Below are 18,258 nucleotides of genomic sequence, written 5' to 3'. Positions count from 1 at the left end.
TGGTTTTTCAAAAATACAGGTATATAGTCCCATCGGACAATTGGTACTCGAAAAAACAGCCACTACCGAAATTGATTTAGCTCATTTAGCCAATGGTATCTATCTTGTTAAGGTTTTTGATGGCGAAAAGGTTACTGTGATCAAGGTGATAAAGGAGTAAGAAAAAGTTTAAAAGGGCTAAATTAATTTGAAAAATAGCGTTAATTCACCATTAAAACATAGCAAAAAGTCTGCGTTAACCCAATTATTGGGTTTGCAAAGCCATTATTTTTAAACTAAACAATCAGCGAATCTGTGGCTAAAATTACCTATCATCATTAATAAAAAGGTAATGAATCTTAATACCTTAATGGTTAAAAAATAAACTATTGTACAATCTTAAATAGTGTAATTTGTTGCTGAAATTATAAAAAAGAGGATATAGATCCTAGTTAATTTGATTAAACAATAAACTCCCGATAAATCGGGAGTTTTCTATGTTAAGTAACGTTGAATTAAGCTTGTCCGGCTACATGAACTGGCTATAAACTGGCTCTGCAAACCGAAATAGATTTAGCAAATTTTTATTAATCAAGAAAACAAGGTCCAATTCAAATGATACTTTACATTTCTACCCTCACCCGCTCTTATCAAAGCTCCAATTTCAAATAAAAATTGTAAATCTCGGGTTGCTGTTGCTTTTGAAGTTTTGGTGATTGAAATGTATTTCTTGGCTGTCATTCCTCCTTCAAAACCTGACTTCCCTTTTTCAGTCATTTTTTGCAAGACTTTTGTTTGACGTTCATTCAATTGATGATTATACCGTTTAAAGAATAGGGCTTTTTCAACAACATACAGCACAGTTTCTTTTACTTCTTTTTGTGCTTCAATTAAAATTGTAAAAAAATATCGTAGCCAATCACTAACATCTTGTTTTCGTTGTGCTTGTTTTAGTGTCTCGTAATAGGCTTGTTTGTTTTCTTCAATTTTCTTGGAAAGACTAACTAAAATTGGCTTTTCAAGTGTTTCTGCCAATGCTTTTTCAGCTAAAGCTCTCCCTATTCGTCCATTTCCATCTTCAAATGGATGTAATGTTTCAAAATACAAATGAACTAATGCGGAACGTAACATAGCTCTCCCAATTTGACCAATTTCATGGTAAGGAAAATGGTGATACCATTTTTCAAAACCAGTTAAAAGGTTTACTAATTCAGTAGATGGTGGTGCTTCAAAATGCACTTCAATCTTCCCTGTTCTACCGGAAATAATTTGCATCGGCTCTGTGCTGCTTCGCCATTCTCCCTCTTTCACCGTTTTGTCAAACTTCATTAACGTGCGATGCCATTCCTTTAACATAGCTAATGAGAAAGACTGTTGATAATCCTTTCGAACTTGCAACATCAATGTTGAAATGGCTTGTGCTCTTTTATCTTTTGAAACAATAGGTGCATCTAAAATACCTAATTGTTTTTGCAAAGAGGACATGACAGCTGCTCGACTAAAGTATTCGCCCTCAATTTCAGATGTTTTTAAAGCTTCCGACAAAACAACTTGTAGCAATAGTTCGCTTTTATCTTCTTCGGATACATTTACAAACAATCCGTTAACTTCGCCAAATTCTGTGGCAAATTCTTGGATTTGATTTATAAAATCATCTACTTTAAATTGAAAATTAGGAAAATCAGTCTGTTGCCAAAAATAATCCATGAGCCGTTTATTTTTACTATTCGGCTCAAATATACAAAAAAAATGAGCCGATTAACCTAACTAATCGGCTCAAAATAACAAGTCAATAACTCAGCTAACAGCTGCTGAATTTGCTAAATTTAATTTTATTAAGTAAACGAATTGAAAACATGACCATTTTTTTTACTATTTTAAACCCGTTGAACTTAAGTAATACAAAATTGATTTTTTAAAAAATAGGTGATTTCACCTTTCAAACATAATCAAAAGTGAGTATCAACTCAATTATTTTGCATAGCCATGATTTTCTGTACTAAACTAAACAATCTGCGAATCTGCGGCTAAAATTACCTATAACCATTAATAAAAAGGTAATGAATCTTAACCTTAATGGTTTAAAAAAATAAACTATTGTATAATCTTAAATAGTGTAATTTGTTGCTGAAATTATAAAAGAGGATAAAGATTATAGCTAATTTAATATAACAAAAAACTCCCGAAAAAATCGGGAGTTTAAATATTAAAGTATCTTGTACAATTAAGCTTTCCCGGCGGCAATTAAATTCAATGCAGAACCGGCTACAAACCAACCTATTTGACTTTCGTTATAGGTATGATTGGCTAAAATGATATCCTTCGTTCCATCCGCATGAACAAACTCAAGGCTTAATGGTTTACCCGGAGCAAATTCCGTTAAGTCTAAAAAGTTAATGGTATCATTTTCCTGAATTTTATCATAATCCGCTTCGTTGGCAAAAGTTAAAGCTAACATACCCTGTTTTTTCAAGTTTGTTTCATGAATACGGGCAAATGATTTTACCAATACCGCTTTTACACCTAAGAAACGGGGTTCCATAGCTGCATGTTCACGGGAAGATCCTTCACCGTAATTGTGATCGCCCACAACAATCGAAGGAACTCCGGCTGCTTTGTAGGCCCGTTGAACAGCTGGTACAGCATCATAAGTTCCGGTTAATTGATTTTTAACTTTGTTAGCTTCCTGATTGAACGCATTGACAGCTCCAATCAACATATTATTAGATATATTATCCAAATGACCACGGAATCGCAACCAAGGTCCGGCCATAGAAATATGATCTGTCGTACATTTTCCAAAAGCTTTGATTAACAATTTTGCTCCGGTGATGTTATTTCCATCCCATGCCTCAAAAGGAGCAAGCAATTGCAAACGGTCGGAAGTTGGTGAAACAGCTACTTGAACACTACTTCCATCTTCCGCAGGAGCTTGAAAACCGGCATCTTCTACGTCAAATCCTCTTTTAGGTAATTCATCACCAAAAGGAGTTTTTAACATTACTTCTTCTCCTTTATCGTTGATTAACGCATCCGTAAGCGGATTAAAATCCAATCTGCCTGAAATAGCTAAAGCAGCAACCATTTCCGGTGAAGTTACAAAAGCATGTGTATTTGGGTTTCCATCGGCACGCTTAGAAAAGTTTCTGTTAAACGAATGCACAATCGTGTTTTTTTCTCCTTTATCTGCTCCTTCTCTGTCCCATTGACCAATACAAGGTCCACAGGCATTGGTAAATACTTTGGTTCCCATTTTTTCGAAAGTGGCAATAATTCCGTCTCGTTCAATGGTAAATCTAATTTGTTCGGAACCCGGATTTATACCGAATTCAGCTTTAGGCGTAATACCATTATCCACCGCTTGTTGAACGATAGAAGCAGCTCTCGCCATATCTTCGTAAGAGGAATTGGTACAAGAACCGATTAATCCCCATTCTACTTTTAAAGGCCATCCATTAGCAGCGGCTTCCTCTTTCATTTTAGAAACCGGAGTTCCTCTGTCCGGAGTAAACGGTCCATTAATATAAGGCTCCAATTCTGAAAGATTGATTTCAATTAATTGGTCAAAATAACCTTCCGGATTAGCATATACTTCATCATCTGCCGTTAAATAAGAAGCTACTTTGTCTGCTGCATTCACAACATCTTGACGACCGGTAGCTGCTAAATATCTTCTCATGGAATCATCATAACCAAAAGTGGAAGTAGTAGCACCAATTTCAGCACCCATATTACAAATGGTTCCTTTTCCGGTACAAGACATGGAAGTGGCTCCTTCACCAAAATATTCAACGATGGCTCCTGTTCCTCCTTTTACGGTTAAAATATCGGCAACTTTTAAAATCACATCTTTTGGTGCGGTCCAACCTGATAATTTACCGGTTAATTTTACACCTATTAATTTAGGAAATTTTAATTCCCAAGACATACCGGACATTACATCAACGGCATCAGCACCACCAACACCGATGGCTAACATACCTAATCCTCCTGCATTAACCGTATGAGAATCCGTTCCTATCATCATTCCTCCCGGAAAAGCATAATTTTCTAAAACAATCTGATGAATAATACCGGAGCCCGGTTTCCAAAAACCAATTCCGTATTTATTGGAAACGGAAGAAAGAAAATCAAAAACTTCTTTTGATTGTGAATTAGCTAAAGCTAAATCTGATTTCGCACCATTTTTAGCAAGAATTAAGTGGTCACAATGTACTGTGGTGGGTACAGCTACTGTCTTTTTTCCGGCATGCATAAATTGCAATAACGCCATTTGAGCCGTTGCATCTTGACAAGCAACTCTATCCGGAGCAAAATCTACATAATCTTTTCCGCGGGTAAAAGCGGTGGTGGGATTTCCGTCCCAAAGGTGAGAATATAAAATCTTTTCAGATAACGTAAGTGGACGACCAACTAACTCACGAGCTTTATCTACACGAGCAGCCATGGTTGCATACACTTTTTCAATCATTTTAATATCAAAAGCCATGGTATAAAAGGTTTATTTTGTTTGTGATGCGAATTTACGAAAACGTTAGAACATTGGAAAATTAATAGCAAAATATATCTTTTGGAATTGATTTTTTACAGAAAAGTTATTTTTTGAATCTTATTTTCAATAAAAGCTAAAATAAGGGCGTAAAAATGCAAATTTGACAATTTTAGAGCACAAATTACTTGTCCCGTAAATCCATCATCGGCTTTTCGTAGAATTTATACAATAGGGTACTTAAAAAAAAGGTGATAATCAAATAAATAAAAGTATAAAAATGCAATTGATGGAGAGATAAACCCTCCGTGTTAAAGAAGTGTTTCATAAGTTGCAAAACGACACCATAATGCAATAAATAAACAGAATAGGAAATGACGCTGATAAAAACAATTGGTTTTCGGATATAAGCTAAGTGAACCGTTTTCCATTCCGCTAAAAAGGGAAGAAACAAAGCAAACGTTAAAGACGTTAAAGGCAAATAAAAAATAACCCAAAAAAGAGGGAATGAAGCAAACGTAAGTTGAAAATAGCCAACTCCGGCAAATAAAAATCCAAATAAAAACAAACCCAGAACGGCCATAACATACTTGCTTTTTATCCAAAAAACAGTAAAATTTAAACTGAGCCAACTAAATAGAACCCCTAAAAAAATAGCATCCAACCGATAAATAACCACCGCTTTTAAACCAAGGTTCCACTGATTGATAGTTGTAGGTGGTGTAGTGAAAGCATACCAGACTTTGGCGAAGAAAAAAAAGAAAATAAACCCTATAACTACATATAAAAAAAAACGGGATTTGTTAATCGGTTTGACTAGCAGCGTTTTTAAAAATAGGGCTATTGGAAAAAGTAAATAGGCAAACTCTTCTACAGAAAGACTCCAGGATTCCGTAAAAAAAGGAAGCATGGGGGAAGCAAAATTTTGCAAAAAGAAAAAATATTTCCAACCCTCCTGAATCGAATAACCAACAATAAAACTGATTAGAATAGTAATTAATAAAACTAGATAATAATTGGGCAACGTTCGAAACCAACGTCGTTTTAAAAAATATAAAACGCTTGAAATAGTAAAATCATCCTGTAAATAAAGTCGGTAAACAATTCGACCAATCAAAAATCCGCTGAGTACAAAAAAAATTTCAACGCCTAAATAACCAAACAACTGAAAAACTTGCGTAATAATGCCATTATCTGGCGGATAAATCCACAATAAATGAGAACTCAACACCATTAAAATAGCAACCGCTCGCATCAAATCTAATCCGAATATTCGTTTTTCAGAATGGAGGTATAAAAAAGACATTAAATTATGTATTTTTGAATTAAAATTCGGCAATTGGCTAAACCAAAGATACTAAAAATCACATTACTTTTAATATTGCTCTCCTTGGCAGGGGGCTTCATTTGGTATGCCCAATTATCTAATCGGCACAAAGCGATTGTGAAAACTACTTTTTTACACAAAACGGGATTAGTTGATAGTGATTGGAAAATCGAAAAAGCTAATAAAGAATACAAAATGCTGTCGCCCACATTTATTGTAGACAACATCTACAAATCAATGGAAGGTCCAAAAGCAACCAATACAGTAATGCTGTCACAAGATTCTACTTTGTTGTGGATTACCGGATTTAAAGTGGTTACTCAAGACGCTGATACAGAAAAAAGAATATCAAATGATTTTATTTGCCACATGAATGTGGATATCAATGATGCAAAATATTACTCCCATTTTGGATTAGAAAACCGCATTGGCAAACAATACCCTAGACTGACTTCCCTTTCACACGGAATGGAATCATTTGAATTCCCGAAGGGTTTTGGCATCCCCATGAAAGGAAATGATTTGCTGTTTGTGACCACACAAACCTTAAACCACAACCTGAAAGAGGTCTATAAAAAAGTAAAACATAAAGTAACAATAAATTATCTGGACAAGCCTTCGCTATTCCCTTTAATGAGCAAAACAGCTTTTATCATGCTTCCGTATGATCAATATGACCCATATAAAAGTCCAACAGACCCGGGAACTGATTTTTGTATTCCGGTGGAAACCAAAAACCATAGTTATGAAGATGGAAAAGGAAATAAACTGTCCGGTCATTGGGTGATTCCAAAAGGGAAAAACACCTATCGGAGCGACATTAACCACCAATTAGAAATCAAAGACAGTCTTCGTTTACATGCCGCGGCAATACATGTGCATCCGTTTGCCACAAGAATTATGCTCTACGACAAAACCACTCAAAAACCGGTTTTGGTAAGCAAAATTACGAATCATAAAAACAGTATTGGGCTGACCAACATTGAAAATTTTTCCTCTACAGAAGGAATATGGCTATATGCAAATCAGGAATATGAAATAGTACTGGAAGTTAATAACACCTCCTTAGAAAACCAAGATATGATGGGAAGTATGTTCCTCTTTTTTTATGATTCAGAAATGGACGAAATCCTAAAAAAATCATCCTCGCATTCCACTAAACCAGCTTCGCAATAATCGCTTCCACACTCAGTCCTTCTGCGTCTGCTTTGTAGTTTTTCACAACACGGTGACGCAAAATCCCTTCAGCAACAGCTTTCACATCTTCAATATCGGGTGAAAATTTACCGTTAAAAGCAGCATTGGCTTTAGCAGCTAATATCAAGTTTTGAGAAGCTCTGGGACCTGCTCCCCAATCGATGTAGTTTTTAATAAAATCTGTGGCTAAATTACTGTCCGGACGGGTTTTAGTAACCAACGTAACAGCATATTCGATAACATTATCAGCTACCGGAATACGACGAATCAAATGTTGGAAATCAATAATTTCCTGAGCCGTGAATAAAGAGTTTATAACCGGCTTATCATCAGAAGTGGTGCTTTTTACAACTTGAACTTCCTCGGCAAAAGAAGGATAATCTAATTTAATGGAAAACATAAAACGGTCTAATTGTGCTTCTGGTAAAGGATAGGTTCCCTCCTGCTCAATCGGGTTTTGGGTGGCCAAAACAAAATAAGGCAAACTCAATTTATAATTTTGTCCGGCAATGGTCACGGCACGCTCTTGCATCGCTTCTAGCAATGCAGCTTGTGTTTTTGGCGGCGTACGGTTGATCTCATCCGCTAAAATAATATTGGAAAAAATGGGCCCTTTGATAAACTTAAACGTTCTGTTTTCGTCTAAAATTTCACTCCCTAAAATATCAGAAGGCATCAAATCGGGGGTAAATTGAATACGTTTAAAATCCAACCCTAATGCTTGTGCAATAGTATTAACCATTAATGTTTTCGCCAAACCGGGCACACCAACCAAAAGAGCATGTCCCCCGGAAAAAATACTCAAGAGTACTTGATCAACTACTAAATCTTGTCCAACAATAATTTTTGAAATTTCTTTTTTTAACGCCAATCTTTTTTCGACCAGGGTTTGTATAGCGGTTACATCTGACATAATGGTTGTGGATAATGGGTTATTGGTAATAGGCAAAAACGCTTTATTTTTTTAGCCAATTATTAGTAAAATCGCAATCGCGGTATTCCGCATTAATTCGGATGTAGGTTTCTAATATTTTTTCGTTAGACCATTTTCCGATAGCTTCAAATTGTTTTTCCTTTAAAGCTAACTCTTTAATCTTAACATAATCCGTAGCATAATCGGCCACGTGGGAATCAATTCGATTAGTCACCATCATTAATTTATATTTCTTCATCCCTTTTTGATCTTCATCTAAAATAGGTTGCGAAACTTCATTTGGCTTTAAACTGGAAACTTGACTATATAAACTTGGATCCATTTTAGTTAACTCAAAACGGGTATCCAATGTTTTCGGATTTAATAAAATACCCCCATTCGTTTTAGTTTCTTTTTCATCGGATAAATTGCGGGCTGCCTCAGCAAAAGTTAATTCCCCTGAAACAATCCGACTTCTGATTAAGGTTACTTTTTCTTTCGCCTCTCGTAAGTCATCATCAGTAATTTTTGGTGTTAAAAGGATATGACGCAATTCAACCTCCTGCCCTTTAATTTTTTCTACTAATATAATATGGTACCCAAAATCGGTTTGAAAAGGCATCGATATTTCTCCTTCATTTAAACTAAAGGCAACGTCTTTAAATTCTTTGACAAAGGGTGTTTTCCGATTCATTTTATAAAAACCACCGGAAGAACGGGAACCTGGATCTTGTGAATACAATACCGCTCGTGTTCTGAAACTGGAACCGTTTTCTAAAACGTCTTTCCTGATTTCTATTAGCTTATCAATTACTTTTTGTCTTTCTACATCACTTACTTTGGGTTCAATCACAATTTGAGATAACTCTAATTCCGCTCCAAAAACAGGCAATTCTTCCGTTGGGATTTTCTTAAAAAAAGTTCTCACTTCTTCTGGCGTAATCTCTACATCTGCTACCACTTTATTACGCATTTCAGACGATAACTTTCCTTGCTTTAAAACATCAAAAAAGAAGGAACGAAATTCTTCCTCATTTTTCTTGTTATAAAATTTAAGCATTTTATCCATCGACCCGATTTGCTCTAACATATAGGTAAGCCGTTCGTCCATCATGTTGTTTATTTCACCATCATTCACCACAATCGTACTGTCTTGTAAGGCTTGATGTGCATACAAACGGTCTTCCATCAACTTCCCTAATAACTGGCATCTCGTGATATCATTAACGGAAATACCTTGGCTGGTAAGCTCAATATATTCCATGTCAATATCTGAATCTAAAATAATGAAATCCCCAATCGTGGCAATAACACCATCCACTTTTTTGCGTTGGCTTACTTTTTTAACCGTATCTTTTTTAACAGCAGTCTCCTCCTGAATTACTTCTTGTGCTGTTGCAATAACAGTAAAAAAAGCGAAGGTAAACAGTAGGAGAAACTTGTTATTTATAAATTTCATAGTTTTTATTTTTAATGGCATCATCGGTAATTTCTTTCTCAAATTTTTTAATTAATTCTAATTTTCTTCTGTTTATGATTAACTCTTTTAGAGTAGATTTCACGTATTCATAGGGACTCACCTCATTTTTATCAATTACATTACTAATCTTCACCAAGTAAACATCCGTTGAATCGGGATATTGAATCGTTTTTCCCGGAGCAATATAATTTTCACGGTTATCCGGAGTAATAAATGGCAATTTTTGATAAACCTGATTCATTTCTACCCAAACACTGTCATTCATAGCAGAACCTTTAAATTGCAATTGATAAGTTTCCCAAAATTTAGCATCACTTTTTTTAGTATCAAAAAACTTACTCTTAATCAAATCGAATTTCGGATGCTCTTTAGACAAATGAATATACCGCAACCGAACTAAGGCTCCATTCGTTCTGAAATTCTCTTTATTCTCTTGATAATAAGCTTTAATGTCAGCATTGGAAACTGACGTATCTACTTCTCTTTTAACAATGGCTTCTAAATAGGCTTTGGTATATAAATCAACTTTGTACTGCTGAATCAGTTCATCAAATGCAATTTGTTCTTCTTTCGTAATATTTAATTCAGCAGCATTAATCAACAACTTTTGCGTAGCCCAACGGTTAATAAAATTTTGTACAATAACTAGACTGTCTTCTTTCGTAGTACCTTCCGGCAATAAATCGGCTATGTCGCTTTTATACAAATAACTTTCTCCAACTCTGGAAATGGCTTCGGGTTTTGCTTCGGGTTTAAAATAAGAACACGAAACAAAAACAAAAAACACAAGCACAATGCCAAAGGGTTTCAACATTAGTTTTTAATTTGCTTTTTAACACTATCAAACACACTTTGATTGACGGTAACCTTGAATTCTTGCTTCAAATTAGTAACCCAATTTTCTTCCAAATATTGTTGATAGTCATTGATTGCCCTGCCTTTACATTCTGCTAATGTTTTTGGTCCGGCTTCTTGAACGGCATTGACTTGAACAACATAGAAATAATTTTCTTCATGAACTACCGGTTGTAATCCTTTTTGATAGGAAACTGTTTTAGGCAAAATAGCATTATCTTCCTCAAAAATTCCGGCAGTTGTCATCACATTAACAACCTCTTTCGTATTCAATTCCTTTTTAATTTCCTCAACTGATTTTCCTTGTTTAAGCAATTTATGTGCTTTTTTAGCAATATCAGCTTTGGTAGAGGAAATAATCAACACATCATATCTTTTTTTCCAAAGGTATTTATTGGCATTCTCTGTGTGAAACGCCTGTAAACCAAGTGTGTCTGTTTTAGATTTTTCCCAAATCTCTTTCTCCATTAAATCAAACAACAATAATCCGTCACGGTATTCATCCATCACAGCAGCAAATTCAGGAAATTCATTTTCTAAATTGTCATTGTAATAAGTGTTTAACTGTGTATCAACAAAATTAGAATAATGAAAATCAACCAATTTAGCAACAGGTCTCACTTGAGCAGGATTTTTTTGTTGGGAATACAAGTAATTTAAAAACTGTTCCCCACTCACGTTTTGATTAGCAAAAGTGAACAAGGGAGCTGTAAAGTCTTTCATGCTCTCAGGTAATTTCCAAGTAGAGTCATAAAAACTGTCATTCACCGTCTTTTTAACTTTAGTAAACATCGCATCCGAACGTTTAACCGGATACTTAGCTCTCAATTTTTCATTCAGCGACTCAGTAATTTTTCTGGAACGCTCATCACGACCAATTTTAGTTTCAATATCTGGCTTTGCCTCTTCATAAGTTTTGACAGGATGCTTTTCAATCAACTTCATAATATGCCATCCAAACTGAGTTTGAAAAGGTTTCGAAATATCACTCGGATTTTGAAGAGAAAAGGCTACGGTTTCAAACTCTTCTGAACTCAATTGACCGGAACCGAAACGATTCAAAAGACCTCCTTTTGAGGCGGAAGATTTGTCCTGTGAAAATTGTTTTGCTAAGGCTTCAAACGATTCTCCTTGTTGAATTTTATTGTAAATTTCAAAAATGGTAGTTTTATTTTTCTCCAGTTCTGTCGGACTGTCATCCGTAGGATTCATCAACATAATGTGAGCAACCGTAACATCGCCACGATTATCCCGAATGTCTTTCACTTCTATGATATGGTAGCCGAAACGGGTTCGAACAGGTTGCGAAACGGCTCCCTTGGGAGTAGTAAATGCAGCCGTCTCAAAAGGATAAACCATACGGAAAGCAGAAAAATAACCTAAATCACCTCTGTTTTCTTTAGCACTCGGATCTTGAGAATATTGAAAGGCCAATTGACCGAAATCTTCCCCTTTTAAAACCCTGTTTCGCAATTCTATAATACTTTTATAGGCCGCTAACGTGTCTTCCGGCTTAGCATTTTCGTCTACTGTTAGTAAAATATGAGCCGCTCGAACTTCTTTCAAGGTACGGGCATAGCCTTCGTCAACTAATTCTTTCGTAACTTTTGAATCAGTCAAATAATTTTTAGAAAGTTGTGTACGATACGATTTTAATTCATTTTGATATTGCGGATTATTTTGCAAGCCCAAAGCATTGGCTTTAGTAACTTTCAATTTGTAGCCTACAAATAATTCTAAATAATGATCCAAATCTTTCTGTGATTCATCTTTAACCAAATCTAAATTTTTATTGTAAACCCTAATAAATTCATCGGTGTAATAAGGTTTATCATTGATCGTAAAAAGCACTTGCTTAGAAGATTGGGCAGAAAGTAATGCCGTCACAAAAAAGGCAAATCCCAAACAAAATTGTTTAACAGTCATTTTTAAATGATTTAAAAGAATGATTTTTATAATAGACAACAAATTATAGCTGTTGCAACTCACAAAATTAACAATTCAAAGACATTAAACAAGTATAGCCCCTACTATTAACAAAAATTTATTAACGTAAAATGTTTATACTTTTTTGACTAAGAAATACTATTTTTGCACACCTTTAAAAAGTGTTATGAGTTTTATAGAAGAAATCAATAGAAGAAGAACTTTTGGTATTATCTCGCATCCCGATGCAGGTAAAACTACCTTAACCGAAAAGCTGTTGCTTTTTGGAGGAGCAATCCAGGAAGCGGGTGCCGTAAAAAACAACAAAATCAAAAAAGCAGCAACTTCCGACTTTATGGAAATTGAGCGACAAAGGGGTATTTCGGTGGCCACTTCTGTTTTGGCCTTCAATTATAAAGATAAGAAAATCAACATTTTAGACACGCCCGGCCACAAAGACTTTGCGGAAGACACTTTCAGAACATTAACGGCCGTTGACAGTGTGATTGTAGTGGTGGATGTCGCAAAAGGAGTCGAAGAACAAACAGAAAAATTGGTGGAGGTTTGCCGCATGCGAAACATTCCAATGATTGTTTTCATTAATAAATTAGACCGTGAAGGAAAAGATGCCTTTGACCTAATGGATGAAGTGGAACAAAAGTTGAAATTGAAAGTAACTCCTTTGAGTTTCCCTATCGGAATGGGTTATGATTTCCAGGGGATTTATAACCTTTGGGAGAAAAATATCAACTTGTTCAGTGGGGATAGCCGTAAAAATATTGAAGATACCATCGCGTTTTCCGATTTAAACAATCCGGAATTGGATAAAATTATTGGTCAAAAAGCGGCGGACAAACTCAGAGAAGAGTTAGAATTAATCAGTGAAGTATATCCTACTTTTGATAGAAAAGAATACTTAGAAGGGCATTTACAACCGGTATTCTTTGGTTCGGCCTTAAATAATTTTGGTGTACGGGAATTGCTGGATTGCTTTATTGATATTGCCCCCTCGCCTAAAGCGAAACATTCTGATACGCGGTTAGTAGAACCAACCGAAACAAAAATGTCAGGCTTTGTTTTTAAAATCCATGCTAACATGGACCCTAAACACAGAGACCGTTTAGCCTTTGTGAAAATTGTTTCAGGAACGTTTGAAAGAAACAAGCCTTATTCACACGTGCGTTTGAATAAAAGTTTAAAATTTTCCAGCCCGAATGCTTTTTTTGCAGAGAAAAAAGAAATTGTAGACGTCTCCTATCCGGGAGATATTGTGGGACTTCATGATACAGGTAACTTTAAAATTGGCGATACCTTAACGGAAGGCGAAATAATGAATTTCAAAGGGGTTCCGAGTTTTTCACCGGAACATTTCAGATACATCAATAATGCCGACCCGATGAAAGCGAAACAACTGGAAAAAGGAGTAGACCAATTGATGGACGAAGGGGTTGCCCAGCTTTTTACCTTGGAAATGAACAACAGAAAAATAATTGGAACCGTTGGAGCTTTGCAATATGAGGTAATACAATACCGCTTGGAACATGAATATGGAGCCAAATGTACATATGAAAATTTTCCGGCTCACAAAGCTTGTTGGGTTAAACCGGAGGATCCTAAAAATGAAGAATTTGCAGAATTCAAACGGATTAAACAAAAATTCTTAGCCCATGACAAATATGGTCAATTGGTCTTTTTAGCTGATTCGGAATTCACGATACAGATGACACAGAGCAAATTTCCTTCGGTCAAACTTTTCTTTACCTCTGAATTTGAATAGCAACTGGTTCAAAAATAAATCGTTGTAGGTGTTATTTTACTATTAAATATGCTAAAAAGTATGATTTTTACTTTTATTTTTAAAAATGATTACTATCTTTGCCGCTGATTCAATTTGAAATATGAAAAATTTATATAAAATTTATATCCTCGCTTTTGTTTTATTATCTGACGTGATGTTGTTTGCTCAACCTGGAGATGATGACGGAACAGGTGGTTTAGAGGGTGGAGATCCACCGGCCGCTCCAATTAACGGAAAATTAATATGGTTGGCTTTAGTAGGAATAGTATTTGTCTTTTATTACTTGAGTACAAAAAGACAAAAAGCGTAATAGTTAACCCCTTCCAAGGGGTTTTTTTATACCTGATAATTTCTCATACAAATTAGTTTGATTTTCTTTTCCAAAAAAAAAACAAAGCTCAAAGAATTAATTCCTGATAATTTCGTGGATATACATTCCCATTTAATTCCTGGAATAGATGATGGGTCAAAAAGCATGGAAAGTACGTTAGGTATGATCGGAAGCTTAAAAGCGTTAGGCTTTGATCAATTCATTACAACGCCGCACATCATCCAAAATGTATGGAACAACAGCCGTGAAATTATTCAACAGGGAGAAATTGCAGTGATAGAATCGCTGTCAAGTAATAACCAGGAAATACCATTCAAAGCTGCCGCAGAATACATGTTGGACACTTCCTTTTCAGAACTTTTACAAAAAGAAAAACTACTGACACTGAAAGACAATTATGTCTTGGTGGAGATGTCTTACCTGAATCCACCCATGCAATTAGTCGATTTGATATATGAAACCCAACTGGCAGGATATATTCCAGTTTTAGCTCATCCGGAACGATATTTGTTTTATCATAACAATGTGAGTGAATATGAAAAACTTAAAAAAGCAGGTTGTTTATTCCAAATGAACTTGCTCTCGTCTGTCGGATACTACGGAGAAGGGGTTGCTAAAATAGTAGATAAACTATTAAAAAAAGGAATGATTGACTTTGTAGGCTCTGATGTACACCACCAAAAACACTTGGATGCTTTTTCCGGAAATATCATCATAAAAGAAATAGCCCCTTTAAAAGAGGCCATTCAGAACAATCAGTTATTTCGATTTCTTTTGTAATATTTTTTTGTGCCAAGGCAATTCTTCTGGTTCTGAATCTGCTCCATACCCATACCCATAGCCGTACCCATACCCATAGCCGTACCCGTACCCATAACCATAAGTTTTAGAAGGATCCGTACCATTCAAAATCATGGCCATATTGGGTAATTTATTCTCTTTGTGCAATGATTTAGGAATAATCAAGGAGTGTTTTTTCAGGTAATTAGCCCGAACAACATACACGAACACATCAGCAAATTTACTAACCAACAGTGTGTCTGTTACCAAACTAACCGGAGCTGTATCCACAACAATATAATCGTATTGCTTTTTCAATTCATCGAAAAGGTCACTAATTTTAGTACTATTCAATAATTCAGCAGGGTTTGGAGGAATAACTCCGGATGGCATGACCCAAAAATCTTTATGTCCTTCTTGACGATAAACGATATCTTCAATTTTTAATTTATCATTGGAAAGATAATTACTTAAACCGACATTCGATTTAATTTTGATATACTCCATGATTTTAGGGTGTCTCAAGTCCATCCCTATCAAAAGTACTTTCTTACCATATAAAGATAGTGTACTGGCAATATTAACAGCCACAAAAGTCTTTCCTTCTTTTGGAATGGTAGAAGTGATAAATATTGTTTTGGCTTGTTCTTTGTCGGTGGTAGCCAACATAAAATCCAAGTTGGTCAACAAAATCCTAAAAGATTCAGCTGTACTCGACCTACTTTCCGAAGTCATAATCTCATCACTGGTTTCAGATAAAGGAATATCGCCTAAGAAAGGTAATTTCAAATACTTTTCTAAATCATGACGGGAGTGTATTTTAGTGTCCAACAACTGTATTAAATAAATAACAGAAAAAGGTATTAACAACCCTAATAACAAAGCAATCAGGTAAATGTTTCTGGTATTTGGTGAAACGACACCAATAGAATAAGCAGAATCAATCACTTTTGCCTTAGGGGAAGTAACGGCCATAGTAATGGCAGTTTCTTCTTGTTTTTGTCTTAAATATAAATATAAAGCTTCCTTAATGTTTTGTTGTCGTTCAATATTTCTATATTTTCTGTCAAGCGTAGGAACTTGTGAAACTTTACTGTTAAATTTTGATTCTTGCTGAAGCAACTGTTTTTTGGCAATGGTCAAGGAACTTTGTACATTTCTGAGACTCTGTTGTATGGTGCCTTTTAGTGCCGTGATTTGCTGATTATAATTAAGCACATTAGGGTGATTGGCCGAAGTGCTTTTCAACAAGCGGTTTCGCTCTAATACCATAACATTGTACTGATTAATCAATGAGGTGGATGCATTTTCCGTAGGAATTATATTCTCCGGAATAGTTTGATCAATACCCGAATTCTTAATGGAATTCAACATAAATTCTACGACCATTAATTCTTTACCGTTATTGGCTAATGCCTTTTCATATTCGGAAGAAGTAGTAAGATTTAATCCGGCATCGGTTACTAAGTCAGTTAATCGATTTTCTTTTTTAAATCGCTCGGCACTGCGTTCAACGGTATCTAATTCACCGGTAATGATATTTAATCGTTCATCAATAAAATCTTGTGTATTTTTAGCTACTAAATTCTTATCATTTAAAGCATCTTCATTAAATTTAATGACCAACATATTGAGGTAATCCATTCCTTTCGAAGGCAATGGATCTACTACAGAAAGTTGAATAATACTGGTCTTTTCACCTACTGGAGCTACCGTTAACATGTTTTTATAAGAAATAGCAGCAGTCATCAAAGGGGTAATTTTAATGATTATGGTATTGGGATTAATAGCTACCTTTTCATTACGTTTAATAATGATATTACCTAATGAAGTAGAAATGGTTTCTCCAAAAGCATGTTCTTTACCGATAGATTGCTCATTATACTGAAGTTCAAAAGAGTTATCTTTCAGGAATTTAAAATAAAATAATCCCCACTTATTTTCGATAGATTTATCATTTTCAAAAACCAACTCAATGGGTGATTCAGTATAAAGCTCAGGGGTTAAAATCCTTCCTTCAGCATAATACGAAACATTGAATTTTAATTCTTTAACAGTACTTTGTGATAATAATCGAGAACGAAACATCTCAATTTCGTTTTCTAAATTACTTCGTTTTACACCCAATATCCCTAAATCACTAAAGGCGTCTAGTTCTGTAGCTGTACCTTTTTTGTCATCTTTTATCAAGATAGTAGTGGTTAAACCATACTGAGGCATCTGATAACGTAAGTATATGTAAGCAATCGACATAGCGACGAAAACACTTAACACAAACCATTTCCAATTCCGTAAATATTTAAATAACTGTTCGGTTAAATTAATTTTAGAATCTACTTCTTCGGTAGTATTGATAAACGAATTTTGCATTGTTTTACTGAGTTAATAGTATTATAGTAGTCAAAGCAAACCCAAGTACAGAAATTGCTGCTAAGATATTAGGTCCAATGGCCGTGGAATCAATTTTACGTTTATTGGGTTCCACATATAAAACATCGTTTTGAGTAAGATAGTAATAAGGGGAATTAAGCACATTAGGATCTGTCATATTAATCCGGACAGTCGTTTTTACACCTTCTGTTTCGCGTATCAAGAGCACATTTTCCCGTCTGCCAAACAAAGTCATATCACCGGCTAAAGCTAAAGCTTCTGGAATAGTAATTCGGTCACTCGAAATAGTATAACTCCCCGGATCAGCAACTTCTCCCAAGACTGAAACTTTATAGTTTACAATTCTTAAATTAATCACAGGATCTTTTGCATACTCAGAAATTTTGGTATACAACATTTCTTTAACTTGATTTTTGTTTAATCCACTTACTTTTAAGTTACCAAGAACAGGAAATTGAATAGTTCCGGCATTATCTACTAAATACGTTGATCGTTCCATTTGCATGGCATTAGTCGCTGTTCCTGCTTCTGAATTACCTATATTGAAGGGTTGTGAAGCTTTAGGGTCTAAAGTGGTAACATTGATATACAAAACATCATCCGTTTTGATAACGGGCTCATAGTTTGATTTGTTCTCGGTTGAGGCAGTGTCAATTTCCTGAAAGTATATCACCTTTTTTTTGGAAACACAAGAAGTGAATAAAAAAGCGGAAAGTATAAAATATAAAAAAGAAATTTTTTTCATGGACATAGAATGCTGATTTGGTGCAAATATAAGTTTATTAATCGTAA

At 35.1% G+C, this 18,258-nt stretch carries 14 protein-coding genes; 5 read left to right on the top strand and 9 right to left on the bottom strand.

Annotated features, from left to right (window positions below; genetic code table 11):
* Positions 1 to 13: 13 nt before the first annotated feature.
* Positions 14 to 160 carry a T9SS type A sorting domain-containing protein gene (locus tag C0512_RS15995; RefSeq protein ID WP_367160435.1) on the top strand — a complete coding sequence of 49 codons (147 nt, stop codon included), beginning with the start codon at positions 14 to 16 and terminating at the stop codon, positions 158 to 160.
* Positions 161 to 570: 410 nt separating this feature from the next.
* On the opposite strand, the gene C0512_RS03475 is transcribed toward C0512_RS15995, so the two are convergent.
* From C0512_RS03475 to C0512_RS03465, 3 genes are all read right to left on the bottom strand, one after another.
* Positions 571 to 1,686, bottom strand: coding sequence for a Fic family protein (locus C0512_RS03475; protein WP_290858908.1), 1,116 nt, complete (start codon positions 1,684 to 1,686; stop codon positions 571 to 573).
* Between the two features lie 517 nt (positions 1,687 to 2,203).
* Positions 2,204 to 4,468: an aconitate hydratase gene (locus C0512_RS03470; RefSeq protein WP_290858906.1), complete on the bottom strand. Its 2,265-nt coding sequence runs from the start codon at positions 4,466 to 4,468 to the stop codon at positions 2,204 to 2,206.
* A gap of 184 nt (positions 4,469 to 4,652) precedes the next feature.
* The gene (locus C0512_RS03465) at positions 4,653 to 5,774 is read right to left on the bottom strand and encodes an acyltransferase (protein ID WP_290858904.1); all 1,122 of its coding nucleotides are present in this window, start codon (positions 5,772 to 5,774) and stop codon (positions 4,653 to 4,655) included.
* Positions 5,775 to 5,807: 33 nt separating this feature from the next.
* Between C0512_RS03465 and C0512_RS03460 the strand changes: the two genes are divergently transcribed.
* Positions 5,808 to 6,971 (top strand): hypothetical protein, encoded by a 1,164-nt coding sequence (locus C0512_RS03460; protein ID WP_290858902.1) that lies wholly within the window; start codon positions 5,808 to 5,810, stop codon positions 6,969 to 6,971.
* Here the strand turns inward: C0512_RS03460 and C0512_RS03455 are convergent.
* From C0512_RS03455 to C0512_RS03440, 4 genes are read right to left on the bottom strand one after another with little or no spacing between them, the layout of a single operon-like run.
* Positions 6,952 to 7,905, bottom strand: coding sequence for a MoxR family ATPase (locus C0512_RS03455; protein WP_290858915.1), 954 nt, complete (start codon positions 7,903 to 7,905; stop codon positions 6,952 to 6,954). The two genes, C0512_RS03460 and C0512_RS03455, sit on opposite strands and share 20 nt — an antisense overlap.
* A gap of 43 nt (positions 7,906 to 7,948) precedes the next feature.
* Positions 7,949 to 9,385: a peptidylprolyl isomerase gene (locus C0512_RS03450; RefSeq protein ID WP_290858913.1), complete on the bottom strand. Its 1,437-nt coding sequence runs from the start codon at positions 9,383 to 9,385 to the stop codon at positions 7,949 to 7,951.
* Positions 9,348 to 10,199 carry a hypothetical protein gene (locus C0512_RS03445; RefSeq protein WP_290858901.1) on the bottom strand — a complete coding sequence of 284 codons (852 nt, stop codon included), beginning with the start codon at positions 10,197 to 10,199 and terminating at the stop codon, positions 9,348 to 9,350. Before C0512_RS03445 ends, C0512_RS03450 begins: the two co-directional genes overlap by 38 nt.
* Positions 10,199 to 12,166 carry a peptidylprolyl isomerase gene (locus C0512_RS03440; RefSeq protein ID WP_290858899.1) on the bottom strand — a complete coding sequence of 656 codons (1,968 nt, stop codon included), beginning with the start codon at positions 12,164 to 12,166 and terminating at the stop codon, positions 10,199 to 10,201. Before C0512_RS03440 ends, C0512_RS03445 begins: the two co-directional genes overlap by 1 nt.
* Positions 12,167 to 12,353: 187 nt before the next feature.
* Between C0512_RS03440 and C0512_RS03435 the strand changes: the two genes are divergently transcribed.
* From C0512_RS03435 to C0512_RS03425, 3 genes are all read left to right on the top strand, one after another.
* A complete protein-coding gene (locus C0512_RS03435; protein WP_290858897.1) occupies positions 12,354 to 13,943 on the top strand; it encodes a peptide chain release factor 3 in 1,590 nt (529 codons plus the stop codon).
* A gap of 121 nt (positions 13,944 to 14,064) precedes the next feature.
* On the top strand, positions 14,065 to 14,274 hold the full coding sequence (locus tag C0512_RS03430) for a hypothetical protein (RefSeq protein ID WP_290858895.1): 210 nt from the start codon (positions 14,065 to 14,067) through the stop codon (positions 14,272 to 14,274).
* Positions 14,275 to 14,331: 57 nt separating this feature from the next.
* Entirely contained in the window at positions 14,332 to 15,075 is a 744-nt protein-coding gene (locus C0512_RS03425; RefSeq protein WP_290858893.1) for a CpsB/CapC family capsule biosynthesis tyrosine phosphatase, read from the top strand.
* Here C0512_RS03425 and C0512_RS03420 read toward each other — a convergent pair.
* On the bottom strand, positions 15,055 to 17,445 hold the full coding sequence (locus C0512_RS03420) for a polysaccharide biosynthesis tyrosine autokinase (protein ID WP_290858892.1): 2,391 nt from the start codon (positions 17,443 to 17,445) through the stop codon (positions 15,055 to 15,057). The genes C0512_RS03425 and C0512_RS03420 overlap by 21 nt on opposite strands.
* A 4-nt stretch (positions 17,446 to 17,449) precedes the next feature.
* On the bottom strand, positions 17,450 to 18,211 hold the full coding sequence (locus tag C0512_RS03415; protein WP_290858890.1) for a polysaccharide biosynthesis/export family protein: 762 nt from the start codon (positions 18,209 to 18,211) through the stop codon (positions 17,450 to 17,452).
* Positions 18,212 to 18,258 lie beyond the last annotated feature (47 nt).

This window comes from Flavobacterium sp., from assembly GCF_013822155.1.
Classification (GTDB): domain Bacteria; phylum Bacteroidota; class Bacteroidia; order Flavobacteriales; family Flavobacteriaceae; genus Flavobacterium.
Note: the sequence above shows the minus strand (reverse complement) of the source record. Positions and strands in the feature narration are given on the sequence as shown.